Source organism: Shimia sp. R9_1 (genome assembly GCF_017743775.1).
Lineage (GTDB): Bacteria > Pseudomonadota > Alphaproteobacteria > Rhodobacterales > Rhodobacteraceae > Shimia.
Window position 1 is genome coordinate 306,516 of record NZ_JAGHRN010000005.1, and the last position, 16,766, is coordinate 323,281.

Annotated in this window: 20 protein-coding genes; 13 read left to right on the forward strand and 7 right to left on the reverse strand. The window is 61.7% G+C overall.

Annotated elements, in window-relative coordinates; all coding sequences use genetic code 11:
• Position 1 precedes the first annotated feature (1 nt).
• A complete protein-coding gene (locus tag J7399_RS16960; RefSeq protein ID WP_209087810.1) occupies positions 2-208 on the forward strand; it encodes a DUF2783 domain-containing protein in 207 nt (68 codons plus the stop codon).
• Complete coding sequence (maiA, locus tag J7399_RS16965; protein WP_209087814.1) at positions 205-843, forward strand: maleylacetoacetate isomerase; 639 nt, start codon at positions 205-207, stop codon at positions 841-843. The genes J7399_RS16960 and maiA overlap by 4 nt, the downstream gene beginning before the upstream one ends.
• Positions 844-847: 4 nt before the next feature.
• Here the strand turns inward: maiA and hpaR are convergent, their stop codons facing one another.
• Together hpaR and J7399_RS16975 are read right to left on the reverse strand one after the other, a co-directional pair.
• Complete coding sequence (hpaR, locus tag J7399_RS16970; protein WP_209064067.1) at positions 848-1,288, reverse strand: homoprotocatechuate degradation operon regulator HpaR; 441 nt, start codon at positions 1,286-1,288, stop codon at positions 848-850.
• Positions 1,289-1,425: 137 nt separating this feature from the next.
• On the reverse strand, positions 1,426-2,589 hold the full coding sequence (locus J7399_RS16975) for a DUF3095 domain-containing protein (RefSeq protein WP_209087817.1): 1,164 nt from the start codon (positions 2,587-2,589) through the stop codon (positions 1,426-1,428).
• 187 nt (positions 2,590-2,776) lie between these two features.
• Between J7399_RS16975 and J7399_RS16980 the strand changes: the two genes are divergently transcribed.
• The 5 genes from J7399_RS16980 (at position 2,777) to J7399_RS16995 (ending at position 8,087) form a co-directional block, all read left to right on the forward strand.
• Positions 2,777-3,949, forward strand: a complete 1,173-nt coding sequence (locus J7399_RS16980) for an MFS transporter (protein ID WP_209087820.1) — start codon at positions 2,777-2,779, stop codon at positions 3,947-3,949.
• A gap of 145 nt (positions 3,950-4,094) precedes the next feature.
• Positions 4,095-5,117, forward strand: coding sequence for an aspartate-semialdehyde dehydrogenase (locus tag J7399_RS16985; protein ID WP_209079477.1), 1,023 nt, complete (start codon positions 4,095-4,097; stop codon positions 5,115-5,117).
• A gap of 222 nt (positions 5,118-5,339) precedes the next feature.
• On the forward strand, positions 5,340-6,965 hold the full coding sequence (locus J7399_RS16990) for a DUF4139 domain-containing protein (RefSeq protein ID WP_209087823.1): 1,626 nt from the start codon (positions 5,340-5,342) through the stop codon (positions 6,963-6,965).
• Positions 6,966-7,083: 118 nt separating this feature from the next.
• Positions 7,084-7,215, forward strand: a complete 132-nt coding sequence (locus tag J7399_RS21115) for a hypothetical protein (RefSeq protein WP_280637810.1) — start codon at positions 7,084-7,086, stop codon at positions 7,213-7,215.
• Positions 7,216-7,457: 242 nt separating this feature from the next.
• The gene (locus J7399_RS16995) at positions 7,458-8,087 is read left to right on the forward strand and encodes a LysE family translocator (RefSeq protein ID WP_209087826.1); all 630 of its coding nucleotides are present in this window, start codon (positions 7,458-7,460) and stop codon (positions 8,085-8,087) included.
• A gap of 173 nt (positions 8,088-8,260) precedes the next feature.
• Here the strand turns inward: J7399_RS16995 and J7399_RS17000 are convergent, their stop codons facing one another.
• Positions 8,261-8,911: a carbonic anhydrase gene (locus J7399_RS17000; protein WP_209087830.1), complete on the reverse strand. Its 651-nt coding sequence runs from the start codon at positions 8,909-8,911 to the stop codon at positions 8,261-8,263.
• 144 nt (positions 8,912-9,055) lie between these two features.
• Here J7399_RS17000 and J7399_RS17005 point away from each other — a divergent pair, with 144 nt between their 5' ends.
• The 4 genes from J7399_RS17005 (at position 9,056) to speB (ending at position 12,750) form a co-directional block, all read left to right on the forward strand.
• A complete protein-coding gene (locus J7399_RS17005; RefSeq protein WP_209064048.1) occupies positions 9,056-9,436 on the forward strand; it encodes a hypothetical protein in 381 nt (126 codons plus the stop codon).
• A 73-nt stretch (positions 9,437-9,509) separates the two neighbouring features.
• Positions 9,510-10,901, forward strand: a complete 1,392-nt coding sequence (locus tag J7399_RS17010) for a leucyl aminopeptidase family protein (protein WP_209087833.1) — start codon at positions 9,510-9,512, stop codon at positions 10,899-10,901.
• Positions 10,901-11,776, forward strand: coding sequence for an NlpC/P60 family protein (locus J7399_RS17015; protein ID WP_209087837.1), 876 nt, complete (start codon positions 10,901-10,903; stop codon positions 11,774-11,776). The genes J7399_RS17010 and J7399_RS17015 overlap by 1 nt, the downstream gene beginning before the upstream one ends.
• Positions 11,773-12,750, forward strand: a complete 978-nt coding sequence (gene speB, locus J7399_RS17020) for an agmatinase (RefSeq protein ID WP_209087840.1) — start codon at positions 11,773-11,775, stop codon at positions 12,748-12,750. The genes J7399_RS17015 and speB overlap by 4 nt, the downstream gene beginning before the upstream one ends.
• Positions 12,751-12,830: 80 nt before the next feature.
• Here the strand turns inward: speB and J7399_RS17025 are convergent, their stop codons facing one another.
• Positions 12,831-13,178 (reverse strand): DUF2794 domain-containing protein, encoded by a 348-nt coding sequence (locus J7399_RS17025; protein ID WP_209064039.1) that lies wholly within the window; start codon positions 13,176-13,178, stop codon positions 12,831-12,833.
• A 347-nt stretch (positions 13,179-13,525) separates the two neighbouring features.
• On the opposite strand from J7399_RS17025, the gene J7399_RS17030 reads away from it, so the two are divergent.
• Entirely contained in the window at positions 13,526-13,960 is a 435-nt protein-coding gene (locus J7399_RS17030) for a cytochrome c (RefSeq protein WP_209087844.1), read from the forward strand.
• A gap of 21 nt (positions 13,961-13,981) precedes the next feature.
• Here the strand turns inward: J7399_RS17030 and J7399_RS17035 are convergent, their stop codons facing one another.
• A complete protein-coding gene (locus J7399_RS17035; protein WP_209087847.1) occupies positions 13,982-14,251 on the reverse strand; it encodes an I78 family peptidase inhibitor in 270 nt (89 codons plus the stop codon).
• A 197-nt stretch (positions 14,252-14,448) separates the two neighbouring features.
• Between J7399_RS17035 and J7399_RS17040 the strand changes: the two genes are divergently transcribed.
• Complete coding sequence (locus J7399_RS17040) at positions 14,449-15,585, forward strand: S-(hydroxymethyl)glutathione dehydrogenase/class III alcohol dehydrogenase (protein WP_209088012.1); 1,137 nt, start codon at positions 14,449-14,451, stop codon at positions 15,583-15,585.
• Between the two features lie 55 nt (positions 15,586-15,640).
• Here the strand turns inward: J7399_RS17040 and J7399_RS17045 are convergent, their stop codons facing one another.
• Together J7399_RS17045 and J7399_RS17050 are read right to left on the reverse strand one after the other, a co-directional pair.
• Complete coding sequence (locus tag J7399_RS17045) at positions 15,641-16,279, reverse strand: TetR/AcrR family transcriptional regulator (RefSeq protein WP_209087850.1); 639 nt, start codon at positions 16,277-16,279, stop codon at positions 15,641-15,643.
• A 122-nt stretch (positions 16,280-16,401) separates the two neighbouring features.
• The gene (locus J7399_RS17050) at positions 16,402-16,752 is read right to left on the reverse strand and encodes a helix-turn-helix domain-containing protein (protein WP_209087854.1); all 351 of its coding nucleotides are present in this window, start codon (positions 16,750-16,752) and stop codon (positions 16,402-16,404) included.
• Positions 16,753-16,766 lie beyond the last annotated feature (14 nt).

Consider the following 16,766-nt stretch of genomic DNA (forward strand, 5'->3'; position numbering starts at 1 on the left):
GATGTCTGACGTTTTGACACTTGCTGCAAACTTTGAGGACGCCGACGCCTTCTTCGCCGCCCTCACCGAGGCCCACGACGGGCTCACCCGCGCCGAAAGCGACGCGTTAAACGCCCGTCTGATCTTTGTGCTCGCCAATCACATAGGCGATGCGCGCGCATTGACCGACGCCATCGCCGCGGCCCAATCTGCAGGCACGCCTGCGTGAGCACCGTGCTCTATGACTATTGGCGCTCATCCGCCAGCTACCGCGTGCGGATCGCGCTGCATCTCGCAGGCGTCCCGTTTGAGCGCGTCATTGTGGATCTGCTTGCCGGCGCGCACAAAGCACCGGACCATCTGGCGCGCCACCCGCAGGGCCTTGTGCCTGTGCTGAACATCGACGGGCATCGCCTCACGCAATCTCTCGCCATCCTGGACTACCTGAATGACACACGGGGCATGAGGCTGCTGCCTCAAGATCCGGCCCAAGCCGCGCGGGTCCGCGCGCTGGCTCATACGGTGGCGGTGGATGTGCATCCGGCCTGCAACCTCTCCGTAGTCCGCCACGCCACCCGTGCGGCCCCCGACCCGGCGCAGGCCACCAAAGCCTGGATGCAGCGCTTTATCCGCCCGGGCCTCGCGGCCTTTGAGGCGCAGCTTGCGGCTTTCAGCCAAACGCCCTTTGCCTGCGGAGAGACATTATCGTTGGCGGACATCTGTCTCATCCCGCAGCTCTATAATGCCGCCCGCTGGGAGGTGGACACCAACGACCTGCCCCGCATCCATGCGGTGGCGACAGCCTGCGCCGCGCACCCCGCCTTTGCGGCCGCACATCCCGATCAGCTCAGATCCGCAGGCTGAGCAATCAGAGGTCGATCTCGTTTAACTGGTTGAGCAGATCCAACAGCTGATCATAGCGCTCACCGCCCATATGATCCTTCAGCTGCTGGGCATATTGATGCGCCGCAGGGATATTGTCGTCGATCAGCTTACAGCCCACAATCGTCGCCCGGATCACCTGCCGCCGCCCATCTTTCTCATCGCGCTCCCGCGTGATGTAGCCCTTCTCCTCCAGCTTGTGCAAAATCCGCGTCAAACTGGGCAGCAACAGCACCGCACGCTCGGCGATAGAGGTCGGATCCATCGGCCCCTCTTCCACCAAAACGCGCACCACACGCCACTGTTGTTCGGTCACACCAACGTTCGCCAGCATGGTCCGCGCAGGTTTCATCACCTTCTCGCGGGCACGGAGCAACACGATGGGGAGAGACTGAGTAGTACTGAGAATATTTGTATTGCCTGTCATGAAACATTGATGCACCGGAACCGCTTAAAAGGCAATTTCTTTAGCTTGAAATTGCACTTTTCCGACCTACCTTCACCAAGGAATTTCACCAGCATCAGAACCCGCGTCAGAATGGGGCCCGCGCGGCCGCAAAACCGCTATGCCGCCCGCGCCCGCAGGTTCCGCGCCGCCAGCGCATAGCCGCCCGCCGCACCATCCACAAAATGCATGTGAGAGCGCTCCACCGGTGCCGGCACGATACAGGTCATCATCGCCGCATCCTGCGTGTGCAAACCGTATCGGATCACCCCGCGCGCCTGTGCCGCTTCCAGCACCGCCGTGATCTGCGCCTGCATCGCCGGATCACAATCCAGCGTCATTTTCAGACCGTCATCAAACTTCTGGTAGTCCGCATTGCGCGATACATCCGCCGTATAGAGCACCGGATCAAACCGGCCCAGCCGCGTCCCGCTGCGAAACAGACACCATATCAAAGCGCTGCTGCAGGTCAGCTTCGCCCGCCGCCACCACACCGGGCCACCGCCACGGATATGCGCCTCAATATCAAGCCCCGGCGGCGGGAACACCGCCTTTGGCCCCTTCTGCGGCAGCGGATGCCCACCGCGCGCCCTGTCCTGCGTGGCCGCAATCACCTCTTGGGCAACCTGCGCAAACGCCGCCTCCGAGATGCCCTCGCGCGGCACCACCACCAGCGACAGGATCACCCCGCGCGCAGCCTCCACATTGGCCCACTGACAGCTCAGCCCGCTGAGATCCGGCGCGGCTGAGGCCTGACCTTCCGCAATCCCGAACCGCCCCGCCTTCATCTCTGCTTCCAGCCAGGTCAGCCCGCCGCCGGAGAAGCTGGCGTAATCGACCTCTTCGGCAGGTGCATAGCGCGCCACGCGCACCTCCTGCCCGGCCGCCCGTATTTCGCCCACCGTGGCCATCGCCACCCGCAGGTTCAACCCGTATTCCTCGCGCGCCCAGCGCCGCACCGCATCCAACGCCGCCTCCGCCTGCGCCCGCTGCTCTGGCCAAACCGCAAACTGCGCCCCGTCGCCGCCAAAAACGTAAGGCAGCCGCGCCATCTGCGCCGCATTGAGCTGCGCTGAAATCACCGCCGCCCCCACGAGGTTCACCGTTTTGTAGCGCCCCTGCGCAATCTCCTGTGTCGAGCCGACAATATCAGCCGCCCCCACGACCCAGTCATCTGGCAAAGGGGCATAGCCCTCAGGCTCCGCCATACGGTCAAATTCACTGAAGCGCGGCAAGGTTTCATAAAACCCGCCCTGCTGAGGCTGTTCCGATAACGTGGTCATGCGCCGGCCCTATACGGTTCCACTGCCAAGATTACGCAACAAGTCGCGGCGAGGTTCAGGGTGTTTCAGCGCCATCACACCTTTGTGCGCAGCGCCTCCCACCAATCAAACCACACCGCAATTGGCGCGCGCCCTCTTGCCATTTGGACAGACATGCTGTCCTGTCCCGCGCGAGGGAGGAATTTTCATGCGCGCAGATTTGATCTTGCTGTGCTTGGCCTATGTGCTGAGCCAGTTTTTCCGGGCCTTTTTGGCAGTGCTGACACAGGTGCTGGAGGTCGACCTCGGCGCCACCGCAGCTGATCTCGCCTTTGCCTCCGGCCTCTGGTTCCTGATCTTTGCGGGCATGCAAATCCCTGTGGGCGCAGCACTGGACCGCTTTGGGCCGCGCCGCACCACGGCCATCCTGCTGCTTATTGGCGGCGGAGGCGGTGCCGCGCTCTTTGCCATGGCCACCGCGCCGATCCATATCTCCATTGCCATGGCGCTCATCGGGATTGGTTGCTCTCCGGTTCTTATGGCCAGCTATTTCATCTTTGCCCGCAGCTACCCTCCGGCGCGCTTTGCCACCCTGGCCGCGCTCACGCTCGGCATTGGCTCCGTGGGCAACCTGATCGCGGCCTATCCCACCGCATGGGCGGCAGAAACCATCGGCTGGCGCGCCACGCTCTGGGTGCTCGCGGCCGTCAGCAGCGTGATCGCAATAGCCTCCTGGCGCATGGTGCAAGACCCGCCGCCCGCGCAAAGCGACAGCCGCGGCTCCGTGCTGGATCTGCTCAAACTCCCCGCCGTCTGGCTGCTAATCCCGCTGATGTTTGTGAACTATATGCCCTCGGCAGGCATTCGCGGCCTCTGGATCGGGCCTTATCTGTCTGATGTCTTCTCCCTCACCACCGGCGAAGTGGGGCAGGCCACGCTCGCCATGGGGCTGTCGATGATCCTAGGCACCTTTGTCTATGGCCCGTCAGATCGCCTCCTTGGCACCCGCAAATGGGTGATCATCGGCGGCGCGTCTGTGTCCGCTGCCGCGCTGATCGGCCTCACGCTGTTTGCCAACCATGGCGCGCTCAGCGCGGTGGTGCTGATGTCCATCGTCGGCTTTGCCGGAGCGGCGTTCCCGGTGATGATCGCGCATTCGCGCAGCTTCTTCCCCGAACATCTCACCGGTCGCGGCGTCACCCTGATGAACCTCTTTGGCATCGGCGGCGTGGGCGTGATGCAATTTGGCTCCGGCAAGCTGCATAGCGCCATTGCCCCCTCAAATCCGCTTCTGGCTTATCAGGTGATTTTCGGCTGCCTCGCCGCGCTTCTCATCATCGGCGCGCTGATCTATTGCTTCTCCGAAGACCGGCTCGACTGAGCGGTTTCAATGCTGCGAATTCACCGACTTGTGAGCCATGATCGCAAAGCGGAATGGCCCTCATAAGCAATTTCCGCCACCCGCCCCCTTTTTTCTTGAGGAAAACAGGGCTAAGAGGGCGCGTCGTTTAAAATGGAGACCTAAGATGGGCTATCGCATCGTCGTCGCAGGCGCCACGGGCAACGTGGGTCGCGAAATGCTGAACATTCTGGAGGAACGCCAGTTCCCAGTGGATGAGCTTGCCGTTCTGGCCAGCCGCCGCAGCCAGGGCACCGAGGTCACCTTCGCCGACAAAACCCTGAAGATTCAGGACATTGAACAATTCGACTTCTCGGGCTGGGACATGGCGCTCTTTGCCATTGGCTCTGACGCCACCAAGAAATTCGCCCCCATCGCGGCGGCCGCAGGCTGTGTCGTGATCGACAACAGCTCGCTCTACCGCTACGATCCGGACGTGCCGCTGATCGTGCCTGAGTGCAACGCCGACGCAATCCACGGCTATTCCAAGAAAAACATCATCGCCAACCCGAACTGCTCCACTGCGCAGATGGTTGTGGCGCTGAAGCCACTGCACGACCGCGCCAAAATCAAGCGCGTGGTGGTCTCCACCTATCAGTCCGTGTCCGGCTCCGGCAAAGACGCGATGGACGAGCTCTGGGATCAGACCAAAGCGGTCTACAACCCGACCTCCGACGTGCCGCCAAAGGTCTACACCAAAGAGATCGCCTTCAACGTGATCCCGCACATCGACGTCTTCATGGAAGACGGCTCCACCAAAGAAGAGTGGAAGATGGTCGCGGAAACCAAGAAGATCGTCGACAAAGACATCAAAGTCACCGCCACCTGCGTGCGCGTGCCTGTGTTTGTGGGCCACTCCGAGTCGATCAACATCGAATTCGAAGAGTTCCTGGACGAAGACGAAGCCCGTGACATCCTGCGCGAAAGCCCCGGCATCATGGTCATCGACAAGCGCGAAGACGGCGGCTACGTCACCCCGAAAGAATGTGTAGGCGACTTCGCAACCTTCATTTCCCGCATCCGTCAGGACAGCACCGTAGAAAACGGCATCAACCTGTGGTGTGTCTCCGACAACCTGCGCAAAGGCGCGGCCCTGAACGCGGTTCAGATCGCCGAAACCCTGGGCCGCGAAGTGCTCAAAAAGGGCTAAGCCCCGCGCTTATAGGTTTCAGAAAGGCGTCCCCCGGGGCGCCTTTTTTGTGAGATAGGGGCAGCGTGCGACCGCGGGTGTGCGCCGCCCCCCGCACCTTCGACGTCCCGCCTCCGGCGCTTCTGGCAATCCCCCGCCCATGGGAGCACTCGGTCATAGCTCCCCTTGCCTCCGCTCTCGCGCCATGTTCGTCTCTCCCCAAACACAACACATAGGTGATTGATGAAAAACGTCATTTTAGCCGCCGCCCTGCTGCCACTCGCAAGCCCTCTCGCGGCGGATGTCATTGCGCTGAACGCCCCCGTCACAGCCGCCACGCTCTATTCCCAAGGGGCAACACTCACCCGCTCTGTGCCATTCACGGCCCCCGCAGGCGCGCATGAGCTGCTCATCACCAACCTTCCTGTTTCTCTGGACCCAAGCTCGGTGCGTGTTGCACTTGATGGCGCGACCCTTGGCGCCGTCACCCTGCGCAATGACCGCACGCAGCCCGTCGACCTCACCGACAGCGCGGAGCTGACCGCCGCCAAAGCCGCGCGCGACGCGGCCCGCGATGCCCTGCGCGCCTCTGAGGACGCCAAGGCCGATGTGCTCATGCATGCGCAGGCCGCAGAGGCCCGCCTCGCCTATCTCGCCACGCTGACCGCCCCCACAGACACCGCCGCCACACCGGAGACCCTGACCGCAACCCTCGCCCTGATTGGCGAACAGACCCTCGCCACACGGCAGGAAATCGCCGCGATCGAGCGTGACGCCCGCCGCTTTGAACAGGAGCTGAAGGACCGCCAGCAGAACCTGCAGGACGCGCAAAAACTGGTGGATGCCCTCACCCCCTCGCTGAGTGAGAACGCCATGCTCGCGATCTCCATCACCGCGCAGGAGGCCACAACCGGCACGCTTACTCTGACCCATCTTGTCGATCAGGCGCGCTGGCGACCAGTCTATGATCTGCACCTGACGACGGGTGACACCCCCGCGCTCTCCCTGCAGCGCGGTGCCTTCATTGGCCAATACACCGGCGAAGACTGGCGCAACGTCGCCGTGACGCTTTCCACCAGCCGCCCCGACGCGCAGACCCAACCGCAACAGCTCTGGCCCGATCTGCGCCGCATCCTGCCCCAGCAGGAGCAGCAGCTCTTTGCCACCGACAGCCGCGCTCTCAAAAGCGCGCCTGCCCCCATGGCGGAAATGGCGATCATGGCAGACACCGCCGTGGTGGACTTCGGCGATGGCATCAACGCCACCTACAGCTACAACACGCCGGTTGATCTCACCTCGGACGCCGATGCCCTGCGCATCGCACTGGACACGCTGGACCTCACGCCCACGGTCTACGCCCACGCCAACCCGCTTTATGACGAAACCGCTTTCCTCATGGCAGAGATCACCAACGATTTTGAGGAGCTCATCCTGCCAAGCGAGGACAGCAGCTTCTATCTCAACGGCACCTTTATTGGCGCCGGCCAGATGCCCCTTCTGGCCCAGGGCGACACAACCGAGCTCTCCTTTGGCCCGATCAACGGCCTACGCCTGACCGAAACCCTGGTTGCGCGCAACACCGGCGACAGCGGCGTGATCACCACCCGCAACGACCAGACCGAAGAGCGCATCCTCACAGCGGAAAACCTCACCGGTCAGACGTGGGATCTGCGCCTCTTTGGCCGCGTCCCCTATTCCGAGCAGGAAGACCTGCAAATCACATGGCAGGCCGCCCCCGCCCCGACCTCTGAGGATGTGGACGGGGACCGCGGCATCCTGATGTGGGAGCGCCCACTGGCTGCGGGAGACACCTTCACGGTCACGCTCTCCCACGCGCTCAAATGGCCCACAGACATGATCCTGCGCTAAGCCCGCGCCACCAAATCATCACGTAAATTTCCAAGATGGCGCCACAATCGGCGCCATTTTTGCCTCAAACTTAAATCAAATTCTACGTACAGGGGGCAGGCAAGCAGAGGAACAGCATATGTTCACGCGCATCGCTCAGCGCCTGTCTGGCGCCAGATCCAAGGAAGGCCCGCTGACAGCCAAGGCCCGCCAGCGCCGTCTCAAGGCACTCAAAATGCACGGCATTGCCCAAAAATCGCTGCTTGCCTAAAGCATTGTCCTTAAAAATCTGAAACGCTTAGTCTCCACCAACGCGCAGGAGGCGAAGCCGACCAGCCCCCGACCCTCCCCAAGGGAGGGGGCTTCACCCCCACCCAGGGTCGGGGGCCGGTCTTTGTGACGCGCACTGTCGTTTTGGAATTGTTGGGCGATGATCTAAGAGCTGCCCGCCCGCACGCCACTGGCATTTTGCGCGTGGGATGATAGCGTCCTCTCAGACAGGGAGAGACGCCAATGAGTTTTGAAATCTGGACAGTTTACGTCGTCACCGTGCTCGCCTTGATGAGCACGCCCGGCCCCAGCCAATTGCTGATGTTGTCAAACAGCGGCGCACATGGTTTCAGCCGCGCACTCTCCACTGCCGCCGGCGACCTCAGCGCAAACGCCCTGCAAATGCTGGCGGCGGGATTAGGACTTGCGGCGATCATTGCCGCCTCCGCCACGGCCCTCACCGTGATCAAATGGGCCGGTGTGGCCTATCTCATCTGGCTTGGCCTGCGCATGATCCGCCGCGCAAAACCCAATGATCCCCATCTGGCGCAAAACCGCAGCAGAGCCTCTCTGGGCAGCCTCTGGATGCAGGGCTTCATCACCTCTGCCGCCAACCCCAAAGCCGTGGTGTTCTTCGCCGCGCTCTTTCCACAGTTCCTGTCACCGGAAAGTGCCTTCTGGCCGCAATTCCTGATCCTCTCGGCCACCTATATCGTGATGGACGGCCTCTTCCTCTCCGCTTACGGCCTCAGCGCCAGCTGGATCGCCAAACGTTTCAAAGGCACGGCCCGCGTCTGGATTGAACGCATCGGTGGCAGCTTCATGATTGGGGCGGCCCTCCTGCTCGGGGCCAAATCCATCGGAGATCGGTAACACCCCACCTCCCGTTTTTTTTCGCCGCGCTTCCTCTTGCCAAAAATATCCCGGGGTGAGCCGCGTCTGAAAAACTGTCCGACGGACAGTTTTAGCGGCGGAGGGGCTGGCCCCTCAAACAAAAAGCCCGCAAGATTTGCGGGCTTTCAGCTTAGATCAAAGTAAATGGCAGCTTAGATCTGCACAAAGCCTTTGCTTGCGCCCTCATAGGCCTCAAGCCCACCTTCCGCGATATTGTGCCAAAGCCCGTGCAGGGTCAGGGTCCCCGCATCCACGCGCTCTTTCACAAAGGGGAAGGTCATCAGATTATCCAGCGAGACCAGCACAGAGCGTTTCTCCAGCGCGCGCGCCTGCTCGGTGGCGTCTTTGATGTCCGCCACATCCTCATAACCGGGGCGCAGCACGTCCATCCAGCGGCCGACAAAGCTGTCTTTCGCTTCCAGACCCGGCGCCTGCCCCTTGCACATGTCGATACAGCCCTGCACACCGCCGCACTGGCTGTGCCCCAGAACAACAACATGCGCCACCTTCAGCGCGGTCACCGCATATTCGATTGCAGCGCTGGTGCCGTGCTGGTTGCCATCAGGCTGAAACGGCGGCACGAGGTTGGCAATATTTCTGTGGATAAAAAACTCGCCCTGATCCGCGCCAAAAATCGAAGTCACATGCACACGGCTGTCACAGCAGCTGATGATCATGGCCCGTGGGTGCTGTCCTTCGGTGCCAAGATGGCGGTACCAGCTCTGGTTTTCTTCATATGTGGTGGCTTTCCAGCCCTGGTAACGTTGCACCAGATAAGACGGGAGCGGCTTGATATGATCCATAAGTTTTCCTCACGCGTTTTCGGAGGAATAGGAGAAATTTAGCTGTAATTCGAGGGAAAAGAACGCTCTAGGAAACTTTTTGAGAAGGTTTGCGTGATCATTATGGTCCAACCGTTTGGGTAACGGAAGAACTTGGGGTGAACTATGAACCAAATCGCAACGCTCAAAATGTCTGAGCCAGCCGTTGTTGATCAAGATGAACTTGCACGCGTCCTTGTCCGCATGGATCCAAAGGAAGCGGAAGAGACGTTTATGGGTCTGATCAAATCGCTGACGGATCACTTGGCCATGGCAGAGCAGCAGTATCAGGCCGAAAATTTCGCCGAATTGGCGGAGACGATGACGTTGGTGGAACTCATCGCCGGACGCCTGTGCATGACCGCACTGACCCATATTGCCGAAGATGTGATCGCCTGTTGCGAGCGGCGGGACACTGTAGCACTTTCAGCGACTTACGCGCGTTTGATCCGCGTTGGCGAATGCGCTTTGCGGGAAATTTGGGATCTGAAGCGCAGCTACATCTGATCGCGCTTGCAGGCAGCGCACCAACCGCTAGGCTGGCAGGTAAATGGCCAGTGATCGGCGAGAAAGGTGCGCGATGTCTCTCAAATTTGCTTCCCCTGACAGCTCCAATGTCATTCCTCTGCACGTCATAGACGTCGATGGATTTGATACGTGGGTGGCGGCGCAGCCTGCGCCGACCCGCGCTTTTGTGGCTGCCACGGGGTTCAAACCGGCCATCGGCAAATCCCTTCTGGTGCCTGATGCCGAAGGCCAGCCGCTGCTGGCGGTTGCGGGCTTTGGCACCGCCCAGACCCGTGCGCGCGGCCGATTTGCGCTGGCGGCGGCGGCCAGCACCCTGCCTGCAGGCACCTACACACTGGCCACGTCCCTGCCTGCGGGGGATCTGGAAACCGAGGCACTGGGCTGGCTGCTGACCGGCTACGCCTTTGATCGCTACAAAGACGCCTCAGGCTCGCCAGCGGCGCTGATCTGCCCCGAAGGCATTGACGCGGCCAAGCTCGAAGCGATTGCCGCCGGCGAAGCGCTCACCCGCGATCTGATCAACACCCCTGCTGCCGACATGGGCCCGCAGGATCTGGAGGACGCCGCAAGCGCGCTGGCTGGCACCTTCGGGGCCAGCTGCACCGTGACCACTGCCGACGCGCTTCTGGAAGACAACTTCCCGATGATCCACGCCGTTGGGCGGGCCGCCGCCCCGCACCGCGCCCCACGCCTGATTGACATGTCCTGGGGCAAAAGCGGCCCCAAGCTCACATTGGTTGGCAAAGGCGTCTGCTTTGACACTGGCGGGCTCAATCTTAAGCCCGGCGGCTCCATGGGCCTGATGAAGAAAGACATGGGCGGCGCGGCCACCGTGCTGGGCCTTGCCCATATGATCATGGCGCTGGATCTGCCCCTGCAGCTGCGCGTGCTGATCCCCGCAGTGGAAAACGCAGTCTCCGGCGACAGCTTCCGCCCCGGCGACATCCTGACCTCGCGCAAAGGGCTGACGGTGGAGATCAACAACACCGACGCCGAAGGCCGCCTCGTGCTGGCCGACGCGCTTGCGCTGGGGGCAGAAGACACCCCGGATCTGATGATCTCCATGGCCACCCTCACCGGCGCGGCCCGTGTGGCCGTGGGCCCGGATCTGTCGCCCTATTACACCGATGACGCCACCTTTGCCGCCGCATTGGAACAGGGCGCCGCCGCTGTGGCCGATCCGGTCTGGCGCATGCCCTTCTGGGAGCCGTATGAGAAAATGATCGAGCCGGGCATCGCCGATCTCGACAACGCACCGTCTGGGGGTTTTGCCGGTTCCATCACCGCAGCCCTGTTCCTGCGCCGCTTCGCAGAAGGCCCGCGCTATGCGCATTTTGACATCTATGGCTGGAACCCCTCCGCTGCCCCCGCCCGACCCAAAGGCGGCGTTGGCATGGGCGCGCGCGCCATTCTGGATGCCCTGCCAGAGATGCTGGATTTCTGATGGCGGACCCTCTGGACAGACGCCTGATCGCCAGCACCGGCAAAGTCGCCGCAGACCATCTGCGCGGCGTGGTGGAGGCAGAAACCTATGTCACACCTGCCGCCTATCGCGTCGCCATGGTGGTGACCGATCTGCTGTCCGCCCCCACCGGCGCGCGCGACCGCCAGCTGGTGCGCGGCGAAATTTTTCACGTGGTGCACAAGGAAATGGGCATGGCCTTTGGCTATGCCGACCGCGACGGCTATGTGGGCTGGGTCGACATCGGCGATGTGCTGAGCCACCCCAAACAAACGCCCACCCACCGCGTCTCTGCCGCGCGCACCTACGCCAAATCGACGCCGGGCCTGAAAATCATGGGGCTGGTCACACCCTTGCCTTACGGCACCCGCCTTGTGGTGCTGTCTGAAGAAGACGGCTGGTCCCGCATTGCATGGGACGGCGGACGGATCACCCGCGATCTTTATGTGCCCTCAGGCCACCTGAGCGCCGTGGATACCATCGAGCCTGACGCCGCTGCCGTGGCCGAACGGTTGATCGGCACGCCTTACCTCTGGGGCGGCAATTCAAGCTTCGGGCTGGATTGCTCAGGCCTTGTGCAGGCCGCGCTGCATGCCGCAGGACTGGATTGCCCCGGCGACAGCGATCTGCAGGAAGCTGCCTTTGAGGAGGCCAGCGGCACCTATCAGCGCGGCGATCTGCTGTTCTGGAAAGGCCATGTCGCCATGGTCACAGATGCCAACACGCTGATCCACGCCAACGCGCATCATATGGCTGTGGCCTATGAGCCCATTGCAGAGGCCATCGCCCGCATTGCCGCACAGGGCGACGGGCCGGTGACCTCCCACAAGCGTCCGACCTACGGAGATGCCGCATGAGCGATGATTTCTTCAAACCCGTCTCCGGCATGGATCTGCCCCGCTTTGCCGGGGTGCCCTCCTTCATGCGCCTGCCGATTATGGATCTGGAGCACACGCGCCTGCGCGACGTCGACGTCGGCCTGATCGGTGTGCCTTGGGACAGCGGCACCACCAACCGCCCCGGCCCGCGTCACGGCCCGCGCCAGCTGCGCGACGCCTCCACCATGATCCGCGCCCAGAACGGCGCGACCGGGGTGCGCCCCTTTGATTTGGTGAACTGTGCCGATCTTGGCGATGTGGGCCCCAATCCGGCAGATATTTTAGACAGTATGGAGCGGATCACCGCGTTTTATAAGCAGGTCATGGCCGCTGGCATCACGCCACTCACCGCAGGGGGGGATCACCTGACCAGCCTGCCCGTGCTGCGCGCATTGGCCAAAGACACCCCGCTGGGCATGGTGCATTTTGACAGCCACACCGATCTTTATCACAGCTATTTTGGCGGCACGATGTACACCCACGGCACGCCTTTCCGCCGCGCGGTGGAAGAAGGGCTGCTCGATCCCAAACGGGTGGTGCAGATCGGCATTCGCGGCAGCACCTATGATGACGAGGATACGGATTTTGCCAAATCCGTCGGCATCCGCGTGATCCGGATCGAGGAATTCTTTGCCCGTGGGGTGGCAGATGTGATGGCAGAGGCGCGCGAGATTGTCGGCACCGCGCCCACCTATGTGAGCTATGACATCGACTTTGTGGACCCGACCTTCGCACCCGGCACAGGCACGCCCGAGGTGGGCGGCCCCAACAGCTTTCAGGCGCTTGAGGTGGTGCGTGCGCTGGAGGGGCTCAACATTGTGGGCGCGGATCTGGTGGAGGTTTCACCACCTTTTGACAGCGCGGGCGGCACCGCGTTTCTGGGTGTCTCCATCATGTTTGAGCTGCTCTGTGTGATGGCAAACACCATCGCCTCACGACCCGCAGAAAGGTAAGGGCTCTGCCCTCGCCCCAACGCGGTTGGGGCTTCACCCGGGATATTTGACGAATGAGAAGCACTGGGTGGGGGGGGGCGTCAATCGACGGCGCGGATCAGCTTGCGTTCCAAGACCCGTAGCACGGTTTTGAGGTCGTGGCCGCGCTTGAGCACCTGACCATCCATGCCGATCACCGCGTAAAGCCCCTGCTTGTTGCGCAGCTTTGGGCGCTTCTCGATGCGATATAGCGGGTTTTCAGCTGTGCGCCGGAAGACGGAGAACACCGCCACTTCTTTCAATGAAGAAATTCCGTAATCCCGCCATTCTCCGGCCGCCACCATACGGCCATAGAGGCTCAGAATGATCGACAGCTCCGTGCGGTGAAACGCAACTTGCTGCGGCGGTTTGAAGGAAGGGTGCAGGGCGGTGGGCGGCTGTGCATTCATGTCTTCAGATTTGCGCCCTTTGCCCGCAAAATCAAGCCTCTCTCTGAAGCGCTGCCTGCTGCCTCATTTCCGCCGCAGATTTATCTGCAAAAGGCCTTCGTCCGATCCTCTTTTTGCCAAAGGGTAATGGAAAATTAAGGTCATAGCGACGACTACGCTACTCCCGGCGGCGCGGCTTTATTGCCCCCACCCAGTCTGCGCCGCCGGGGGGCACTTTTCCCAGACAGTTTGCTCCCCTGCGCAAAGACGCAGCAGGCCGCACGCAAAGCCACCCCGCAATGAGTTTACTTGCTTTTCTCCGCCACTTTGCTCTGTAGTGCGCGCAGCCAAAATCTAAGGATATCGCCGTGTTTCGCACTCTTACTCTGTCTTGCCTTCTGTTGCTCGCAAATGCCGCCACCGCCCATAACGGCGTGAAAGACCCTCAGGTCATGGCCCGCATGATGGCCATGGAGAGCATCGGCTCCGCCTTCAAAACTCTGGTGAGCATGGCCAAGAACGAAACGCCGCTGCATCAGGCCAAGGCCCGCATGGCGCGCGACACAATTGTGCAGCACTCCGGCAACATCAAAGCCCTGTTTGAAGCGCAGGCCAGTGACCCGAAATCCGAGGCGCTTCCGGCGATCTGGGCGAACTGGGAAGATTTCTCCGACCGCGCAGACGATCTGACCACATCCGCGCAAGCGCTGGATTTCAAAGACCGCGCGGCGCTGGCAGACACATTGGGTGCCGTGGGCGGCGCTTGCCGCGCCTGCCACAAGCAGTACCGCGAAAAGAAATAAAGCCCTGCGCCCTGCGGCACATCAGCCGCAGCTGACCTCAATAATCTTGCCCGCGTCATCGTGGATCACATTGAGGCGCTGCTGATTGAAATCCATCGTGGCGGGGGAGTTTTCCCCCAACACGCGCACCACCTCAGGTGTGGTGACCCCCTCCAGCGCGCCCTTGTCCTGCCCGACCAGAAAGGCAAACGCCTCCGGATCACAGGTCGTGCTGCCTTGGCTCACCACCTCTTCCTCTTTGCAGGCCACCAGTGCCGTCAGGCTCAGGGCCATCAAACCGATCATACGCATCTTCTCTATCCCTCTCATTGCGCCCGCGCGCCTTGCCCCCCCTGCCACATCCGCCCGGCCTTGCACAACCAACGGTTTCGCCTGCTTTGATCCACACGCGGCGTGGCGCAATTCGGGCTTGCGACGTCGCCATTAAGGTTGCATAGCGCGCGGGTTTCAACCACGCTCTGAGCAAATCATGGAGGATAAGCAAAATGATGCGTACCCGTGCCGCCGTCGCGCTAGAAGCCGGCAAGCCTTTGGAAATTATGGAAGTGAACCTCGAAGGCCCGAAAAAGGGTGAGGTTCTGGTGGAGATCAAGGCCACCGGCCTGTGCCACACCGATGAATTCACCCGTTCCGGCGCGGACCCTGAAGGGTTGTTTCCCTCCATCCTCGGCCACGAAGGCGCAGGCGTTGTGGTGGAAGTCGGCGAAGGTGTGACCACCCTGAAGCCCGGCGACCACGTGATCCCGCTCTACACCCCGGAATGCCGCGAATGTCACGCCTGTCTGTCGGGCAAAACCAACCTCTGCACCGCGATCCGCGGCACGCAAGGCCAAGGCCTGATGCCCGATGGCACCACCCGTTTCTCCATGCTCGACGGCACGCCGATCTACCACTACATGGGCTGCTCGACCTTCGCAAACCACACGGTTCTGCCGGAAATCGCGCTCGCCAAAGTGCGCGAAGACGCGCCGTTTGACAAAATCTGCTACATCGGCTGCGGCGTCACCACCGGCATCGGCGCGGTGATCAACACCGCTGGCGTGGAAATCGGCTCCTCCGCGGCAGTCTTCGGCCTCGGCGGCATTGGTCTCAACGTGATCCAGGGCCTGCGCATGGCCGGTGCCGACATGATCATCGGTGTGGATCTCAACAACGACAAAGCCGAGATGGCCAAGAAGTTTGGCATGACCCACTTCGTGAACCCTTCCGAGCTGCCCGAAGGCCAGTCGGTGACCGAAGCAATCATCGCGCTCACCAAAACCGAGAAAGACCAGTTCGGCGGCGTGGACTATTCCTTTGACGCCACCGGCAATGTGCAGGTCATGCGCGACGCGCTGGAATGCTCCCACCGCGGCTGGGGTGTCTCCGTGATCATCGGTGTGGCACCCGCCGGGGCTGAGATCTCGACCCGTCCGTTCCAGCTGGTCACCGGCCGCGTCTGGAAAGGCACCGCCTTTGGCGGCGCAAAAGGCCGCACCGACGTGCCCCAATTCGTTGACTGGTACATGGACGGCAAGATCGAGATCGACCCGATGATCACCCACAAACTGACGCTGGATGAGATCAACCACGGCTTTGATCTGATGCACGAAGGCAAATCCATTCGCGCAGTGGTGGAGTTCTAAACCGCTTTCCTAAAAAACAAAAACGGTTCGCTTCGGCGGCCCGTTTGCTTTTTGCCTACACAGTGCGCCCGGCCTCACCGCCCCCATAGCGCGCCATGAACATCTCCACGGCGCCTTCAACCACGTGCTCCACCTCATCTGCCGCAAACTCTGTCTGCACGCCGGTCACCTGCCGCAGAAACAGCCCGGCCTTGCACAGCTCCGCAAACTGGTCCGCTGCCAGTTTCTTATCGGGCACCCGCAGCTCCCCGCGCGCTTCTGCTTCAGCAAAAAACGCCATCAACCGGCTCTGACAAAGCTGTGGTCCGGAGGTGTAAAACTGCTGCCCCAGCTCGGGAAACCGGTCCCCTTCTGACACACAGACCCGAAACATATTGCGCCCGAACTCGGACAGGATGATCCCCATCAGCCCGCGCCCGACCACGCGCAAAACCTCGGCGGCCGGTTGCGTGCCATCCACCGCCGCCTCAAGCTGTTCGGCCTGCTCCGCACATTCCTGACGCGCAACCTCCATGAACAGCATCCGCTTATCGGGGAAATAGTTGTAAAGCGTCGCCTTGGAGACCTGCGCCGCCTGCGCAATATGGTCCATACTCACACTTTCAAACCCATGCTGCATGAACAGACGCCGCGCATGATCCAGAACCTGCGCAAATTTCCGGCCTTGCCGAATGATGGGGCTTTGGGTGTTCATAAAGCTGTGCTGACCTCTTGGCTGGCGTGCGTCCAGACAGTACACCGCCGCTTTCCCCTGCGGCAAGTCCGGTTGCGAAACTTGTTTCGACAGCGCCGCAAAACCTGGATCCTCCAAAACCGCTAGTCGTCCTGTGTGCTCTCCGCCAGCCCCTGCGCCCAGTTCTGCGCCCAAGGGCCAAAAGGGGCCAACAGTGCAAACAACTCATGGCCAGCAGCACTCAGTTCATACCCCGCATCGCCGCGCTGCACCAACCCGCTGGCCATCAACTCTTTGAGACGCCGGTTCAGCACCGTTGGCGACACTTGCTCGCACCGCGCCTGCAACGCGCGAAAGGTCAGCGCCCCGTCTGAAAGCTGCCACAAAACCCCAAGCGCCCAGCTGCGCCCCAAAAGGTCAAACAGCGCCATGATCGGCTTGCCGGTCTTTGAGCCGCGCACGGGGCGGCCGGGTGTTGGCACCTGATGCGTCATAGATCCTCCTTGCT